We start from the raw sequence: 18185 nt of genomic DNA on the forward strand, positions 1-18185 counted from the left end.
TTACCTGCTAGTCATCTAATATTCATATTTCGAGTCTAGTCTTATGGCGATAAATGACTCCACTCACCTTTGTTATCAGACCGTTTTTAGGAACATTGAGCATGAAAAAAGATCTTCTGCAGGCCGATTCAGCATTGCATACCGAACTAGACTCCGACTTCAGCAAAATTATTGATGCCGGTATGAGCCGCCGCCGCTTTATGCAGGGTGGTGCCACTGCAATGGGGCTTTTTCTGGCCGCCAACCCACTGAGCAAAGCGGTTGCTGCCACGACTCATCCTGACAGCAAACTACTGGGCTTTACAAAGGTGCCGACCAGCACCGCCGATACCTTTATCGTGCCTGACGGTTATGTTGCCAAACCGCTGATCTCTTGGGGTGATCCTATTCTTAAAGGTGCACCGGCGTTTAATGAAAATGGTATGCAGCCGGCATCTGCTCAAACAGGACAGTTTGGTGATAACACCGATGGTATGTCGTTCTTTCCACTGTCTGATGATCGTGCCCTACTTGCCGTCAATAACGAATACACTAACTACAAGCTACTGTTTGAGCATCAAGGTAAGGCGCTCAGCGCCGATGATGTGAAAAAAGCGCAAGCGGCGCACGGTGTCTCTGTATTTGAAATCAAACGTACATCCTCTGGCTGGGAGTACGTGGCTGAATCACAATACAACCGCCGTATTACGGCCAACACTGAGATGATGCTAACCGGCCCTGCTGCCGGTGACGCGCTGCTCAAAACCAGTGCTGATAGCACGGGTAAAAAGGTTTTCGGCACCATGAACAACTGCTCCAATGGCGAAACACCTTGGGGCACTTACCTCACCTGTGAAGAAAACTTCAACGGCTACTTTGCTAAGCCCGGTGGTGGCCAAGATGTCCACCAGCAACGTTATGGCATCGGTGACGACAGCAAATATCAGTGGTACAAATCTGATGCTCGTTTTGATCTAAACAAAGAACCAAACGAAGCTAACCGCTTTGGTTGGGTGGTTGAGATTGATCCAATGGATCCCACCTCAACGCCAATGAAACGAACCGCTCTGGGTCGTTTTAAACACGAAAATGCCGCCGTAACCATTGCCGACAATGGCCATGTGGTTGTTTATTTGGGTGATGATGAGCGCGGTGAGCACCTGTATAAGTTTGTCACTAAAAACAAATACAACCCAGCCGATAAAGCCGCTAACCGTCATTTACTCGATGAAGGTACCCTTTACGTTTCCCGCTTCAACGCCCAGCCGGGTGAGGTGAAAGGTAGCGGTGAGTGGATTGAACTGACCCATGGCAAAAATGGCCTAACGACAGAAAATGGCTTCAACAACCAGGCCGAAGTCATGATCTTTGCCCGTGAAGCCGCCACCGTGGTCGGTGCGACCACCATGGATCGGCCTGAGTGGGTAGCAGTAAACCCACACAATAATACGGTTTATTGTACGCTGACGAACAATAAGCACCGTGGCAAGAAAGCCGGACAACCGGTGATCGGCCCTAACCCTCGTGCCGAAAACCACTATGGCCAAATCGTACGTTGGAAAGAAGCCAACAATGACAACGCTGCCTTAAGCTTCAAATGGGATCTGTTTGTGGTCGCAGGCAACCCTACCGTGCATAAGGATTTCTACGCTGGTTCTGCCAACATCAACGATGAAAACATGTTCAACAGCCCTGATGGCTTAGGCTTTGATAATGGCGGCCGTCTGTGGATCATGACCGATGGTTCATACTCCAACAAGGGTGATTTTGCGGGCATGGGCAATAACCAAGTGTTAGTAGCTGACCCGGACAGCGGGGAGATTCGCCGTTTCGCCACAGGCCCTATCGCTTGTGAATTGACCGGACTTACCTTTAGCCCAGATCAACGCACTGTTTTCATCGGTGTGCAGCATCCAGGTGAAAAAGCTGAATCTCACTTCCCTGCCGGCGGTAACAGCAAGCCTCGTTCGACCATCATGGCGGTTCAGCGAAAAGATGGTGGCATTATCGGCGCCTAACCTAATTCAGCCCTCGGTTTAGCACCATAAAAAACCGGATTAAAAGCGATAATTAGCCTGAGCACCTGCTCAAAGATTACCTGCTAGAGAAAAAGCCTCTTATTTAGAGGCTTTTTAATGTTTACCCTCCCCCTCAATCACTGACAGCTATGCTTAAGCTCTGCTAATATAAGGGTATATTTGTGTTATACGAAACTTCACCATGACGCATTGATCTGAATAAATTTTAAGCAGCCATACGCTAGGTCACTTTATTCAGTTAATGTCGAATAAGGCTATTTAATCCTAATGCTAGCTCGCCTTCTTCTTTTTATTATCTTAATAACAGCCGACATGCTGACCATCCACGGCATGCAGAAACTTGATATCGCCATCAATTTCTTCTGGTTAGAGACCTTTCTAAACGCCTGTATTATGGCGCTAGTGACCATTTTTTCTGTTCGAATTTTTACCCACTTCAAACAGCTTAAATCTAGAGAGGGCCTCTCCTCTGAGTCTCTTTTGCTACGTTCGGGCTTAGTTGCCTTTGCCGTTGAAACGGTGTTGTCCCTATCCTTGCCATTACTGAAGTTATCCGCCACACAAGTATCAACAACCATCACCTGCGGCTTATTATTTGCCCTATTAACCACGGTATTAATCCATTTTCTACTCTTACATTCCGGTGAGATAACCCAATTTAATAACCGCTCCCTCATCGAGAAAATCTTTGCCTTACGGGGTGTTTTGCTACTTTCGTATCTCTTTTCACTGAGCCTTTTCCTACTGTTACTGCTGAACATCTATCAGCAGCAACATCTCAGTAATATTCGCCAATCTATTACTCAAGAACAGCAACAACTGGCTTTGGTAAGAAATGGTCTGAACGAGCATATAGACAAAGCGGCCTTAGATACACGCATGCTGGCGCTGCAGGATAACCTGCAAAAACTACTCACAGGCGATCCTGAAGCCATCACCCGTTTAACCCATGACTACCTAAGTCTGGCAACCATCAAGCCCGCTTATGAGCAGATCCGCTTTATCGATAACGAAGGTATTGAAAGAATAAGAGTTGATCAGTCCAGTCTAGGTCCTATCGCAATCACGTCGAAAAAAATGCAAGACAAGCATCAACGCTATTACTTTACCGATGCTTTTAAACTATCTGCTGGGCAGGTGTATATCTCGCGAATGGATCTCAACATTGAGAATGGCCGTATTGAGCTACCTTTTAAACCTATTGTGCGTCTCGCCACGCCTGTTTTTGACCAACAGGGTGAAAAGCGTGGGATTGTGATTATCAATCTCAATAGCAGCGCGCTATTCACTCAATTAAAGAATGAAGCTAAGAATATTACCGGCGAACTCATGCTGCTTAATGACGAGGGTTATTGGCTATTTGGTCGTGAACGGGATGCGGCTTGGGCCTTTATGTTTCCACGCTATAAAGATCGTACTATTGATAAATACTACCCAGGCATATGGCCCAAGATCAAAACAGATCAACGGGGTTATATCATGACATCCGATGGCTATTTCATATTTGACACGATCTCGATCAGCCATCATAACACCCTAGATACCGACCAGACCCGTTCGTCTAGCGAACCTCAGCGGCATGAATGGAAATTGATCTCGCTGGCCAGTGACGAAGATTTTTCCGCTGCATATCGCAATATGCTCCCGCCGCTGATCATGTTTTTTATCCTCACATCCATCATTACCGGCATTGGTACGCTGCTCTATTTCAGAATTCAGCGAAAACACCTCACCGCGCAACAAAAAATAGAGCAACTCGCTCACTACGATCAGTTAACAGGCCTGTACAACCGCAACCTATTTATCGAACTGTTAGAGCTGCAGTTGGCACAGTCAAGACGTAAAAACGAAGCCCTCGCCGTCATCTATATGGACCTCGACCAATTCAAGCCCATTAATGATCAATATGGCCATCAAGCCGGTGATTATGTTTTACAACAGGCGGCGACTCGGATGAGGGAAGTGCTCCGTGACACCGATAGCATCGCCCGTCTGGGCGGGGATGAATTTGCCGCCATACTGCCATCCCATGGCACTCGGCGACAACTATCAATAATAGCCCAACGTGTCATTACCTCGATGCAACAGCCGATTCACTTTAATGGTCAAACAATCAATATGAGTATCAGCATTGGCATTGCCATTCATTTTAAAGGCCAGCCTCTGGAGTCACTGCTGCACGAAGCGGATTTAGCGATGTATGCGGCAAAACGTAGCAAGAATGTTCATTTTAAATATGCAGATGAGCTTCCCACAACTTCGGAGTAAGCAAGCTAAGCTATCGAACAACGATGGATTAGCACGCTGACTATTTAGCGCCTAGTTTTGATCGTTCAGATCACCATCCTTTTATTCTTTATTTGCATCAAAAAAAACTACTTATAACCAAAAACAATTACATATGGTAAATCAATATTAGAACTGATTCTTCTAACCGGTATAATCCCGCCTTAAATTAGTGGGGTTACCTATCAGGTCTCTCCCTATCCATTTATCAGCCTTTATTTCAAAAGAATACTAGGTTTATTCTTGCTGATTCTGCTCATTAGCAGAATATAATCAGCACGCGTTTCTCTATCTTGGAGCCCGACATGAGAGCCAACCCGCTCGCGCTACTACCGCTACTACTGTTTCTCGCCCTGTTTATTGGCAGTGGCGTTTACTATCAGTCCGTTAATGTTGACTACGCTTTCTATCAAATATCCGCCCCTGTTGCGATTCTGCCCGCCGTCGTACTCGCACTGCTGTTAGGCAGTGGTGCCCTGAACGAGCGTCTGGACACCTTTATCAAGGGCGTCGGTGATAGCAATATTATTACCATGTGTTTGATCTACCTACTCGCCGGTGCCTTTGCTAGCGTCGCCAAAGCCGTTGGCGGTGTTGATGCGACCGTTAACTTCGGCCTGAGCTTTATCCCAGCACAATTTGTGCTGCCCGGCCTATTTATTATTACCGCCTTTATCGCCACCGCGATGGGCACATCAATGGGCACCATTGCTGCGATGGCCCCAATTGCCGTGGGTCTAACCGAAGTCAGTGATCTCTCATTACCGCTGTGTATTGGTGCCGTTGTCGGTGGCGCGATGTTTGGCGATAACCTGTCGATTATCTCAGATACCACTATTGCCGCCACCCGCTCTCAGGGCTGTAATATGCGCGATAAATTCCGCATGAACTTTAAAATTGCCCTGCCCGCAGCACTCATCACCCTCGTATGGCTCTACTTACAAGGCACTGATGCCAATATCGCTCAAGACACCGACTATCAGTTGCTCAAAGTATTACCCTATCTAGTGGTGCTAACCATGGCACTGACCGGCTTCAATGTCTTTTTGGTCTTGTTTAGCGGCATTCTCCTGGCGGGCGCCATCGGCTTAAGCGGACTGGACAGCTACTCGATTGCACAGTTTTCTAAGGATATCTATGCGGGCTATACCGGCATGCAGGAGATCATGATTCTGTCGATGTTGATCGGTGGTTTAGGGGCGTTAATGAAAGCCCAAGGAGGTTTAGAATTTCTAGCCCGCCAAATAGAACGGCTCACCTCTAAAGGCGATAATGCAGCCGCCAGTCCACGGGCTGGCGAAGCCGCTATTAGTGCCGCCGTTGCAATAACAAACGTCTGTACCGCCAATAACACAGTATCCATTATTATCTGTGGCGGTTTAGCAAGAGACATCGCCGAGCGTCAACATGTCGACCCGCGTCGCAGTGCTTGCTTGATGGATATATTCTCCTGTACGGTGCAAGGATTATTACCCTATGGTGCTCAGGTACTATTGGCCGGTTCGATTGCAGGGATATCACCCCTGATTGTCATTGCGAATATCCAATACACCTGGCTATTGGGTGTGATTGCACTGGGAACCATTATCTTTGGCAGCTACGCCGCTAAGCCGCGTGCACAGCTCGCGGAATACTAACGCTTACACATAGACGCAAGCTCCGCTTAAAGCACAGTGGAAAGCACGTCGAAAAAGCCCAATGGCCTCGCCATCCCTTAACGGCTAGGTTTAAGCACAAAAAAAGGGGATCACATTAATAATGTGATCCCCTTTTTACGTTTAGATCACGCCACGATCGGCGCACTCAGACGGTCAGTTTTACACACATCCATAAACTGCTTAGCGACGGCGAGCAAACGTGCATCATCACCTCGAGCGGCTACCAGCTGTAAACCAACCGGTAGCCCTTTAACAAAGCCGCAGGGAACCGTAGCAGCCGGCTGCTGGGTCAAGTTAAATGGATAAGAAAATGGCGTCCATTCCATCCACTCTGTCTGGCTATCATCCACTGTATTTTGTCCCGCAGCAAAAGCCGTAATCGGTAACGTTGGCGTCAACAAGAGATCATAGCGCCGATGAAACTGGTTCATCATCATTCCTAGCTCGGCTCTAGCATCGACGGCTTTCATATAGCTAACAATGTCAATGTTACGACCCTGCTCACCTATATTGCGAAAGCCTGGATCAAGCAGTTCCCGCTGTTCTTCACTAAAACTTTCAACGACTTTTCCGGCACCGGCAAACCAGAGCGTTGAAAAGATCTCCGCCGGATCCGTAAACCCGGGATCAACCTCTTCAACATTTGCGCCCAAATCAACCAACAACTTGATGGCCTGATCAACTTTCAGCTGTACTTCTGGATCGACATCCACGTATCCGAGCGTTGGGCTGTAAGCGATTGTAAGCTTGCTAAAATCAATACTTGGCGACTCACTCCAGCGACCACTAAAGATACGATCAGAATACCAATCACGATCATCAGGTCGGGCAACGGCATCCATCATCAACAAACTATCGTCAACCGTACGAGTCATCGGACCAAGATGAGACAGCGTGGTCATTGCACTAACCGGCCATTGCGGGATAAAGCCAAAGGTTGGCTTGATCCCAAACACACCACAAAAACCGCCGGGGATACGAATAGAGCCACCCGCGTCACTTCCTTGGTGTAAAACCCCCATATTCAGAGCAGCAGCGGCGGCAGCACCGCCAGATGAACCACCTGCGGTCAACCCAGTATTCCAAGGGTTACGGGTGATACCGGTTAAACGATTATCGGTAACGCCTTTCCAGCCAAATTCAGGGGTACAGGTCTTACCCAGAATAACCGCACCCGCTTCAAGCATCCGATCAGTAAATGGCGCATTATCAGTCACCGGTTCCGCTGAACTGATCAATGATCCGCTACGATTTGGCATGCCCGCTACCCGGGTCAAATCTTTAATTGATGAGGGTACGCCATCAATTGGGCTTTGCGGGTTACCCGCCATCCACCGCTGTTCTGACGCTTTGGCAGCATTTAGCGCTCTTTCTGCATCCACATAACAATAGGCATTAACATGCTCATTACAGGCCTCTATCCGTGCCAGTGCGGCCTCAGTCGCCGCCACCGGTGAGAGCTCTTTACTGCGATATAACCGACTAAGCGTGGTTGCATCAAGGTCCGCAATATCCGTCGCTTTGTTTATATCCATCTCAATTGGCCCGCCCAGCGCTTGCCAATAAGGCATTTAATAATACCGAGGCTCCCGCCGCTAAATCTTTAGCGTCGGCACGCTCCATCTCATTGTGACTGATGCCACCTTCGCAAGGCACAAAGATCATCCCAGCAGGCGCAATTTCTGCCATGAAAATAGCATCGTGTCCCGCACCGCTAACAATATCTAGGTGGCTATAACCCAGCGCTTCAGTCGCATGACGAACCGCATCAACGCACTCAGGCGCAAACGCCAGCGGCGGAAAATCAGCGGTCGGTGTGAGCACTGTTGTCACACCAAACTGCTGCTCTATTCGAGAAATTTCAGCCTTCAGTTCCAGCACCATCGCTTCCAAAATACCCGCTTCGAGGTGGCGTAGATCAATAGTGAGGTCGACCTGCCCCGGAATAACATTTCTTGATCCAGGAAACAGCTCTAAACAACCAACGGTTCCACGCCCGTGTGGTTCATATTTCAACGCTAATTGATTAACGAAAACCATCACATGAGCGGCCGCCAAACCGGCATCATGACGCAATTTCATAGGCGTAGGGCCCGCATGCGCTTCAACCCCGGTAATACGCAAATCAAACCATTTTTGCCCCAGCGCACCGATGACAACCCCAACGGTTTTATCTTCATCCTCTAGCACGGGCCCCTGTTCGATATGAGCTTCGTAATACGCCGCAGCCTGATGGCCGGTAACCGACCGCTCTCCGGCAAAACCGATGCTTTGGAGTGCCTCGTCGACAGAAACACCATCGCTATCACAGGTCGCTAACGTATCTTCCAGCGTAAACTGACCGGTAAAGACGCCAGACCCCATCATACAAGGTGGAAAACGTGAGCCCTCTTCATTAGTCCAAACGACCACTTCGATCGGTGCCATCGTTTCAATATTCAGATCATTCAGACGCCGAATCGCTTCAAGGCCGGACATCACCCCAAAACAGCCATCAAACTTACCACCGGTTGGCTGTGTATCAATATGACTTCCGGTCATCACGGGCGGCAAGCTATTATCGCGTCCCGCTCTACGCGCAAAAATATTACCTATTTGATCAATGCTGACGTCACAACCCGCGTCAGTACACCATTGAATAAAAAGCTCTCGCACCTGGCGGTCAAGGTCCGTCAATGCCAACCGGTTCAAGCCGCCTTTAGCGGTCTCCCCGATTTTGCCCTGCTCCATGAGACTCGCCCAGAGCCGATCTTGATCGACTCTTAATACATTAGAAGCCAACATCTCGTTACTCATTTTATTCATCATTCATTATCCTTTTAGCTGTCGGCTAAACTGCCAGATAGCGATCTTTAATCGATTCTTGCTGACGGAAATCCTCGCCCGTGCCGCTATAAACAATATTGCCCTGCTCTAACACATAGTGCCGGTCTGCTAGGCGCTCACATACCGCTAGGTTTTGCTCCACCAGCAGCACCGACACGCCCGCTTCTCGGATGCGTTCAAGAATGCGGACGATTTCATCAACAATGACCGGGGCTAAACCTTCGGTGGGCTCATCCAGTAATAATAGCTCCGGCTTATTTACCAAAGCTCTCGCCATCGCAAGCATCTGCTGCTCACCGCCGGACAGTTCATTACCACCATTTTTACGCCGTTCATAAAGCCGCGGGAACATTTCATACACATCACCGATGTCCCAGCGACTTCCCGTTCGAACAGCAATGGCTAAGTTTTCTTCGACACTCAGCAGACTGAAGATACCGCGGTGTTCCGGTACTAAAGCAATGCCATAACGGGCGATCTCAAAGGTCTCTTTCCCCACCAACTCAACGTCATTAAAACGGATGGAGCCCTGTTTCGGTTTCACAATGCCCATGATGCTGCGTAATGTAGTCGTTTTACCCGCGCCATTACGCCCCAGCAATGTCACCAGTTCACCGGAACCCACCTCAAGAGAAAGCCCTTCCAGCACATGGCTTTTACCGTAGTAAGAATGAACATTATTAAGCTCAAGTTTCATGATCCACTTTCCCCCAGATAGGCCTTCTTAACACGCTCATCCCCACTGACCACTTCGGGTTCACCTTCAATCAGAATATTGCCCTGATGCATCACGGTAATTCGATCTGAAATTGACATCACCAGTTTCATATTATGCTCAATCAACATCACCGTATGATCTTGCCCCAGCTCAGATATCAGCTGTGTCATCACCGGAATATCATCCACGCCCATACCAGAAGTAGGCTCATCCAACAGTAACATTTGCGGGCTACTACACAGTGCCATACCGACCTCAAGGACCCGTTGCTGACCGTGCGACAGCTCTCCGGCATAGGTATCAGCCACCGCGCCCAACTTGATCCGTTCAATCACTTCATCGGCTTTATCGCTATGTTGCCGCCGATGGTTCTCCGAATACCAGAACGCTAATGCCGCCAACCCATCGCGTCCTTGAGCAGCTAAGCGAAGATTTTCACGCACACTCAGATTCTGAAACAGACTAGTGATCTGAAATGAGCGGGACATCCCCACGGCTACCCGCTTATGAGGTGCCTGATGAGTGACATCATGTCCCGCAAACTGGATGCTTCCACTGGAGGGTTTACGTTCACCCGTCAGGCAGTGAAACAGGGTTGTTTTACCGGCACCATTGGGCCCAATCACCGTGTGTATAGAACCTCGTTTGATCTTCAAATCGACGCTGCCTAGCGCCGCAAATGCGCCATAGCGTAAACCAAGGTTTTCTGTTTCGAGTATATAATCGTTCATCAGTTAACCTCCGAGGACTTCGCCGCAGATGCTTTGCGACGACGGTATTCACGCCAGCGATCGGCAACAGAACCCACACCACCCCAAAGACCCGATGGCATAAACAGCACGACGCCGATCAGAGCAATACCTAATAAAATCATCCAGCGAGGCCAGACGGAAGACAATATATCGCCCAATAACACGATGGATCCTGCCCCTAGGATAGAGCCGAATAAAGAACCTGTACCGCCAATGATCGTCATGATCAAAATGCTTTCTGACATCTGAAGCTCAATATTAGAAAGCGGCGCAAAGTTGAGTAACATCGCGTAAAGCGCGCCGGCAATACCGGTGATACCGCCCGAAATAACAAAGGCCAACAACTTAAAATGATTGGTCGAAAAGCCAACGGCTGAAGCGCGGTTTTCGTTCTCTCTAATCGCCACCAGTGTGGTGCCAAAAGGGGAATGAATCACACGACGGGCAAACACAAAGATCAGCATGAAAAGCACACCAACAAAAGCGTAGAACGCCTCACTGGAGACCAGGTCACTCACCTCAAATCCAAGCAACATCAACGGCGGACGAGGAATATCGAGTAAACCATTATCACCGCCAGTCCAATCGCTCAGGCTATAAGCAATAAAGTACGCCATCTGTGAAAAAGACAACGTCAACATGACAAAATAGATCCCCTTTCGACGTATCGACAATGCGCCTACCAATCCGGCGAGTAAGGCGCCCGTTAACATTGCAATAAGCAGTGCTTCGAGTAGTCCAAATTGCCAATGAATCATGCATATCGACGCCACATAAGCACCACCACCAAAGAAAATCCCCTGACCAAAAGAGAGTAATCCGGTATAACCCAATAGCAGGTTACAAGCTAACGCGGCCATCGCAAAAATAAGAATTTCAGTCGCTAAAGTTGCCGAGGGCAATAACAGTGGCATCACGATAATCGTGACTAACGCAGCCAATGTCACCCCGCCAAACAGTGATGATTTTTTTTGTTTCATCATAATCAGCCTCTCCCGAATAAACCGTAAGGACGTAACAGAATGACAAAAGCCATCGCACCATAAATCATCAGACTTGAGCCTTGAGGCCAGATCGTCGTCATGAGGCTCTGCACCAATCCGACAATCAACCCACCTACTAGCGCTCCGGTGAATGATCCCATCCCGCCAATCACAACAACCACAAAGGCAATACCGAGGACTTCAACGCCAACAAAGGGATGTACACCGCGAATAGGCGCCGCCAACACACCAGCAAGACCCGCAAGCCCCACTCCTAGCGCAAAAGTGATCGAGAACAGTTTATGTATGTGCGTTCCTAACAGCGAAACGGTTTCTGTATCCTCACTACCGGCTCGCACCAGCGCGCCAAAACGTGTTCGTTCTAGCAGCAACCAAAGCGCAAAAGCGATAACCGCAGCAAATATAATCACAAATAAGCGATACTTCGGATAATAGAAATGCCCCATCTGGAATACGCCCTGCAAGGCATCCGGTACGGAAACAGATTTACCGATAGGCCCCCAGATAGAGATGGTCAACTCCTGAATAATCAGAGCGATACCAAGGGTTATCAAGATGTGATAAGTATGCGGCAAGTGATAGGCACGTTTAATCAACGTCCTTTCAGTCAAAAAAGCCAATGCCGCAACAATAAGAGGCGCTATCGCGAGCGCCAGCCAAAAATTACCCGTCAAAGAAACAATGGTAAAACAAAGATAGGAGCCTATAAGATAAAAGGCACCATGGGCAAAGTTAACAAAATTCAAAAGACCAAAGATAATCGTCAGTCCGACCGAAATCAGAAAATAGATCATCCCTAAGCCGACACCATTCAGTATCTGAAAAAGATAGAGACTCATCGGTTCACTCCAGCAAAAGTCATATATTCCGTATTCCGGCATAACCGGAATACGGAGGTCAAATTAACTACGTTTGCACGCTAGAGTTGCTTCATCAGGAAACGATTTTCCAGAGCTGATAATATCGACATAATCATCTGCATCAGCCATTTCTGACGCTGGCTTGCCTTTCAGCAGGTAGTAATCTTTAAGTACCTGGTGATCGGCTGCACGCACAAATTCACTACCGGTAGGACCATCATAGGTCACACCTTCCAATGCCTTAGCGACAACAGCACTATCAGTCGTACCCGCCTTAGCGATGGCGTTCAAGATCGCGGTAGTACCAATATAGTCAGCCGCTAATGGGTAGTTTGGGTTCATGCCGTAAGCTTCATTCACCCTTTTAACCAGCGCATTGTTCATTGGGGTATCAACGGTATGCCAATACTGAGCACCAAAATACACACCATCTGCAATGTCGGGACCGAGCTCTTGCAATTGATCAAGACCTGAAGACCAAGCCATCAGAATGGTCATCTGGTTTTTAAGGCCAAAGTTGATCGCTTGACGCAATGCATTGGATGACTGAGAACCAAAGTTCAAGAGCAGTAAAACATCAGGTTGAGCGGCCATCGCATTTGTCAGGTAACCAGAGAACTCTTGCTCTTTCAACGAGTGGTAGCTGTTACCCACATGCTCGACACCTTCGGCTTCAAACACCTGCTTCGCATTTTCTAGCAGCGCTTCACCAAAGACATACTGAGGCGTAATGGTGTACCAACGTTTTTTCTCTGGAAACTGATCGATCAAGGGCTTAACAGTTTGACGGATAGCACCATATGTTGGCACAGACCAACGAAAAGTGGACATATTGCAATCGACACCCGTTAACTCATCAGCTCCTGCAGGGGTCATGAAAACACCATTGACCTTATTCACTTCCTTACCGATTGCCAACGCGGTAGAAGACAGTGTGGCACCATCAAAAAAGCGCGCGTTATCTTGACTGACCGCTTCCTGAACCTTGCGCACAGCTTTACCCGCGTTACCTTCAGTATCGAGCGTCTTATAGCTCACCGGCTGCCCCAGTAGCGTGCCATAATCCTCAACGGCCAGCTTTGAACCCATATCGGCATATTTACCATAACTAGCAAAGGCTCCCGATACAGATTTAACGCCATAAATAGTAACCCCCTCAGCGGCAAACGTGAGTGTCGTCGTCGCCGTTAAAACAGCGGAGAGTAAGACATTCCTCAAAATCATTTTTTTCATAGTGCTTTCCTCTAAGGTTTCTTTACTATTTTATTTATTGCCTTATCTTGAAGCTTCTCAGTCATTCTCGGCCTGTTTAACAAGCTCTTTTTGATGGGTACTTACATACCCGGTTTTACATTTTTTGAGATATTTGGCCATCCAGCGCGACAAACTGTTCTTCTGCCTCACACATATGCTCACCCATTAAATGACGCACAGCGGCTACGTCTTCGGCCCGATAGGCTGCTAGCAAACGCTGGTGATAAACGACATTCGAATGGGTAAATTGATAAGCATCGATTTGATAGGATTTTTTGAGTACCACCAAATCACGCAGGGTTTCGTTTAAAAAACGACCCATAAAGCTAAACAGAGGATTAGGGCTAGCGTCGGCCAGTACATTGTGAAATTCGAGTTCAGCAATCCGCTGAAGCCGCTGCTCATCATCCGATTCCGGTGCTGTTGAGCAGACCTTGGTATACTCCTCGAGCCGTTCAAAATCAGTGGGTGTTAACTTGCCAACCACCGAAACAGCAAGTTCAACCTCTATCAGCTTACGCATCTCATACACTTGCTCGGCTGATAGGTGATTAAAATAGAGATAATTTCGTAACATTTTACTGGCTGGGTCCGTACCCACTTCAGAAAGATAGGCTCCGCCGCCGGGGCCTGGTCGAGTATAAACAAGCCCCTCAACCTCCAACGCCTTCAACGCCTCTCTCACCGTTCCCTTTGAACAACCAAACTGCTCAATCAAGTCTCGTTCGTTCGGTAGGCGATCGCCCGGGAGAAGTTTTTTCGCCACTATCATCGACTTCACTTCATCGACAATGAGATCAGATAATTTTTGTTTACGGTACTTTCGCTGAACTTCAGCCATTTCATCTCCGAAAAGAGCCATTTTAATAATTAATGTAAATAATCATGATTAATTATTTTGGCTCAAAAAAATCAGCCCTAGAGCTGTTCCTGATAACGACGAGTACAGACTGATTTGAATAGTAATGAAGCACAAATCCATACTGCCACTTAAAACTACAGTACTACTTACCGTGAGTTAAATGCCAATAAAATTAACCATAGTTATGATTTCAGTTACGCAAACAAAATATTTAGCGACTTTTATTAGGTTTATTAATCTGATAAAAATAAAAATAACAGAAAATAAACCTAAGAATATACACAAAAAAGAAAATATTAATTAGAGAACAAAACGAACGCAAAAGAAGTGCAAAAACAGTAAAAATTCATACAGACGGACCGTATCGGCGAAAAAAACAAACCTCTCGCCGCCATACGACGATTAAAAAAACGGGGCAAAGGGTGTATAAACCCTCTTCCCTCAAACGAACAGACCCAAGATGAGTTCAGGATTAAGCCTGAACGCGTCATAAGTCAGCTAATGAAACCGTTTTAAAGCGGCGCACCTTGGTTAGGTTTTTTCCAGCTGACCTCAACGCCTGGAGCGGGGTTTATCGGCACCATTCGCGCCAACACCAACGAAACGGCGCCCATCGCTGCACCGGTCAAGAACACAGCCGCTGGGGAGATAATCCATAACATCCCATAGGCTGCTGGCAGAATAACCGCCGCGATATGATTAATGGTAAATGAGACACCGGCGGTGGACGCTAAATCTTTAGGGTCTGCTATTTTTTGCAGGTAAGTTTTCTGTGCGATAGCCATCGAAAACAGCAGGTGATCCGCGATATACAAGCCCACGGCGATCCAAGGATCTGACACCAAGGCATAGGCGGTGAAGACAACAATCAAGCCGATATATTCGACAGTCAGTGTTTTTCGCTCGCCCCAATAACCAATAAGTTTGCCGATTTTGGGCGCAAAAATCATATTCAAAGCGCCATTGACGAGAAACATAATAGATATTTCGCCAGCAGAAAAGCCAAATTTCTCAACCATCAAGAAGCTCGCAAACACCATGAATATTTGCCGCCGCGCGCCCCCCATAAACACCAAGGCATAGTAAAGCCAATAACGTTTGCGCAACAGTAATTGCTTATGCTGTTCGACCTTACTCGGCATATGCGGAAAGAAGCACCAGCAAAATAACGTAATCGCCACCGTTGCACCACCACCCAATAAATAGACGGTTTTCATGGATAGGCCTGAGACATCCAATGCCAGCCACACCAACCCAAAGGCCAACAGACTGGCAAAGGAACCAATCGCCACCATCTGGCCTAGACGGTGAGGCGCTTCCTCCTTACTGAATAACTGTAGTGATAAGCTTTGATTCATGGTTTCGTAATAGTGAAACCCCAATGACATCAACACGGTAGTACAATAAAGCCCTATCTCCGTCGGGAAAAAACCAGTCATTGCAGTGCCCAAGCCAAGCAATAACATCGACAGTAGCGCTAAGGTTTGTTCCCGTAGCAGCAGTAACAACAGCACAGCACCAAATGAGAGAAACCCAGGGATCTCCCGTAATGATTGCAAAATACCGATCTCAACCCCGGTAAAGGCGGCTTGTTCGATGGCAAAGTTATTCAGTAATGCCATCCACACGCCCATCGATAACGGCATTGCCGCGGCGAGTAAAAACAGAAACATTTCGGGACGACGGATAAAATTCAACACAGTGACTCCAGCGAATCAGGGCACAACCATAGGCTAATACCCGACCCAGTTACTCAATTAAGTTTAATGTTCTACTTTAAAAAACATCTCACCTGTCGTATACAATAAACCATGCCAACTTATATCGAAAAACAGACAGAATACCCTGAAATCCAGAACCACTGGCTTAGACCTGATGAAAAACCTCTTAACCGACTCGAACAGGTGCCCCGCCAATTGGTTATTCGCCAAGTAGACCATACGGCAGGCTTTTATACCCCTTTTCACCGTCATGGCTGGGGACAGCTTTTATTTATCGCCGATGGTCTGATTCAGGTATCGGCCAAAAACATCGGTTACTGGGTCGTACCACCTCAACGAGCGGTCTGGATTCCCGCCTATATCGAGCATGATACCCGCACCATTCATTCTGTGCAGATGCGTAACGTCTATATCGCTCCGGCCGCCGCAAAACATCTACCGAATCACTGTCAGGTAATCCATGTCACCCCACTGTTACGAGAACTGATATTAGCCATGGTGAATTTCGATACCCTGTATGATGAAGTTGGCGCCGAGGGACGCTTAGTACAGGTGTTTCTCGATCAACTCAAGGCGACACCGGAAACCCCCTTGTATCTGCCACATCCGAAGAGCAAACCACTCATAGAGATAGCCCATCAGTTAAGGCATAACCCTGCGGATGCTCGCTCAATGGATGATTGGGGAGCCCAACTCGGCACCAGCGCCCGTTCTTTAGCACGCCATTTCCGGCAAGAAACGGGGATGACCTTTGGTCAGTGGCGACAGCAGGCGAGATTATTAGCCGCGCTCACCCGTATTGCACAGGGAGATGCCATCGCCAATATTGCCCAAGATCTTGGTTACAACAGCCAGAGCGCGTTTATCACCATGTTTAGAAAAGCATTAGGAAAAACGCCAGGACGTTATTTTGAACAAGAAGAACGGTGATAGCAGCGTCATGGCTCACCCGTTATCGAACCGGTGAGTCATATCAGATCTGCTGTTATTGAGAAGAGAAGCCGGTTAAGTACGCTTAATCACCGCGATGGCTGCTTAAAGAATCGCGGCTAAAATCAGTCTTATCGCTTTGATAACCATCCGAGTGGTGACGATGAAGCACGAGATCAGCATGCAAGACTAACCAAAATGTTAATGCAATAACACAGATAACGAGGCCCGCCGGAGCGATCATGTTATATAACGCATCGTCGGAATAAAGGTCGATAGATTGGCTTGAAGCCCATAGGCCCGTTAAAATAATAGCTAATGATTTCATCTTACTTCCTTATAAGAATTAACAACGCGATAAATAGGTCGGATTACATTAAACACTAATCGTTCCTAACTTTTTATTCTGACAGCGATAGCATCTGCTGCTATGTGCGCCTTGCAACGACCCGCAACAAAAACGGCAACCGTCCAATAAACTTATCAATTTTGTCAGTGATGACACTTCCAGAGTATCGGTAGAATTAAGAAAGAAGCAAGTATTACGGCTTCAGCCTTATCCTCTGAAAATCAGTAAACTTGTTGATTAATTACGCCGCTAGGCATACATCCTCTGCTAACGTGTTTCCATACTAAGCTGATAATGACAAAAAAAACGACGGGTTACAAATACTTTTTACGTGTCACAAAATAAACCACTCGGTTTAAGAGACTCATTTGCAGTGATTTGGATACCCTGACAATGACAGTAAAAACCTTAGCGAAAGCCGATTAAAATCAAATAAGTCGTTGTAATTCTGAATCTTATAATACTCACCTTAGGAAAAACAGCGGCTAAAATCCTCTCTAACCACTGATACGAGCGATCAATGCCGCCTGAGAATCCACCGAGTGATAACCCTCTTCTAAAAGATCAAAATCGGTAAAAATAATCTCTAATGCTCGATCATTGGTGAGCAACATAACGATCGAGTAGTCTTTGGTTCGCTCGATTTCATAGACCCCAGATTTAAACCAGCTCGTCGCCATTTCCATCTGCTCTAGATAGTCTTTGCGGGAAACCGAATGAAATTCTAGAGGTACAGCTTCGCTACCTTTAAACTGAACCGTAGTATAGGTTTTAGGCACCGACAGAAAATCCCGTTTCGTGGCATAAACAACCGTCAGCAACGGCTCACCAAGGGGGCTATGACTCATAAAAGAACAATCGGTACCCGGTTCGGTTTCCAGCGCTGGCAGTTCAGCAAAACGTTTTAAAATCATCTTATCGATATCCTGTAAACAATAAAGGCAACC

At 47.4% G+C, this 18185-nt stretch carries 15 protein-coding genes; 4 read left to right on the plus strand and 11 right to left on the minus strand.

Features of this window, described 5'->3' with window-relative positions:
• The first annotated feature begins 101 nt into the window (after positions 1–101).
• The 3 genes from KO512_RS08560 (at position 102) to KO512_RS08570 (ending at position 5941) form a co-directional block, all read left to right on the plus strand.
• Entirely contained in the window at positions 102–1997 is a 1896-nt protein-coding gene (locus tag KO512_RS08560) for a PhoX family protein (RefSeq protein WP_215951918.1), read from the plus strand.
• Between the two features lie 333 nt (positions 1998–2330).
• Positions 2331–4286, plus strand: a complete 1956-nt coding sequence (locus KO512_RS08565; protein WP_215951919.1) for a sensor domain-containing diguanylate cyclase — start codon at positions 2331–2333, stop codon at positions 4284–4286.
• 323 nt (positions 4287–4609) lie between these two features.
• A complete protein-coding gene (locus KO512_RS08570) occupies positions 4610–5941 on the plus strand; it encodes a Na+/H+ antiporter NhaC family protein (protein WP_215951920.1) in 1332 nt (443 codons plus the stop codon).
• Between the two features lie 146 nt (positions 5942–6087).
• On the opposite strand, the gene KO512_RS08575 is transcribed toward KO512_RS08570, so the two are convergent.
• From KO512_RS08575 to KO512_RS08615, 9 genes are all read right to left on the minus strand, one after another.
• Positions 6088–7533 carry an amidase gene (locus KO512_RS08575; RefSeq protein ID WP_252734932.1) on the minus strand — a complete coding sequence of 482 codons (1446 nt, stop codon included), beginning with the start codon at positions 7531–7533 and terminating at the stop codon, positions 6088–6090.
• On the minus strand, positions 7499–8770 hold the full coding sequence (locus KO512_RS08580; protein ID WP_436792275.1) for a Zn-dependent hydrolase: 1272 nt from the start codon (positions 8768–8770) through the stop codon (positions 7499–7501). Before KO512_RS08580 ends, KO512_RS08575 begins: the two co-directional genes overlap by 35 nt.
• Before the next feature lie 22 nt (positions 8771–8792).
• A complete protein-coding gene (locus KO512_RS08585; protein ID WP_252734933.1) occupies positions 8793–9485 on the minus strand; it encodes an ABC transporter ATP-binding protein in 693 nt (230 codons plus the stop codon).
• Entirely contained in the window at positions 9482–10237 is a 756-nt protein-coding gene (locus tag KO512_RS08590) for an ABC transporter ATP-binding protein (RefSeq protein ID WP_252734934.1), read from the minus strand. The genes KO512_RS08585 and KO512_RS08590 overlap by 4 nt, the downstream gene beginning before the upstream one ends.
• On the minus strand, positions 10237–11241 hold the full coding sequence (locus tag KO512_RS08595; protein ID WP_252734935.1) for a branched-chain amino acid ABC transporter permease: 1005 nt from the start codon (positions 11239–11241) through the stop codon (positions 10237–10239). Before KO512_RS08595 ends, KO512_RS08590 begins: the two co-directional genes overlap by 1 nt.
• A gap of 2 nt (positions 11242–11243) precedes the next feature.
• Positions 11244–12101: a branched-chain amino acid ABC transporter permease gene (locus tag KO512_RS08600; RefSeq protein WP_215951921.1), complete on the minus strand. Its 858-nt coding sequence runs from the start codon at positions 12099–12101 to the stop codon at positions 11244–11246.
• A 63-nt stretch (positions 12102–12164) separates the two neighbouring features.
• Positions 12165–13355 carry an ABC transporter substrate-binding protein gene (locus tag KO512_RS08605; RefSeq protein ID WP_215951922.1) on the minus strand — a complete coding sequence of 397 codons (1191 nt, stop codon included), beginning with the start codon at positions 13353–13355 and terminating at the stop codon, positions 12165–12167.
• A 115-nt stretch (positions 13356–13470) separates the two neighbouring features.
• Entirely contained in the window at positions 13471–14217 is a 747-nt protein-coding gene (locus KO512_RS08610; protein ID WP_215951923.1) for a FadR/GntR family transcriptional regulator, read from the minus strand.
• 533 nt (positions 14218–14750) lie between these two features.
• Positions 14751–15938 carry an MFS transporter gene (locus KO512_RS08615; protein WP_303492807.1) on the minus strand — a complete coding sequence of 396 codons (1188 nt, stop codon included), beginning with the start codon at positions 15936–15938 and terminating at the stop codon, positions 14751–14753.
• Positions 15939–16049: 111 nt separating this feature from the next.
• Between KO512_RS08615 and KO512_RS08620 the strand changes: the two genes are divergently transcribed.
• Entirely contained in the window at positions 16050–16889 is an 840-nt protein-coding gene (locus KO512_RS08620) for an AraC family transcriptional regulator (RefSeq protein WP_215951924.1), read from the plus strand.
• An 85-nt stretch (positions 16890–16974) separates the two neighbouring features.
• Here the strand turns inward: KO512_RS08620 and KO512_RS08625 are convergent, their stop codons facing one another.
• A complete protein-coding gene (locus KO512_RS08625; protein ID WP_215951925.1) occupies positions 16975–17217 on the minus strand; it encodes a hypothetical protein in 243 nt (80 codons plus the stop codon).
• 518 nt (positions 17218–17735) lie between these two features.
• The gene (locus KO512_RS08630; RefSeq protein WP_215951926.1) at positions 17736–18152 is read right to left on the minus strand and encodes a hypothetical protein; all 417 of its coding nucleotides are present in this window, start codon (positions 18150–18152) and stop codon (positions 17736–17738) included.
• Positions 18153–18185 lie beyond the last annotated feature (33 nt).

Origin of the sequence: Amphritea atlantica, assembly GCF_018860855.1 — a bacterium.
GTDB classification, from domain to species: Bacteria; Pseudomonadota; Gammaproteobacteria; order Pseudomonadales; family Balneatricaceae; genus Amphritea; species Amphritea atlantica_A.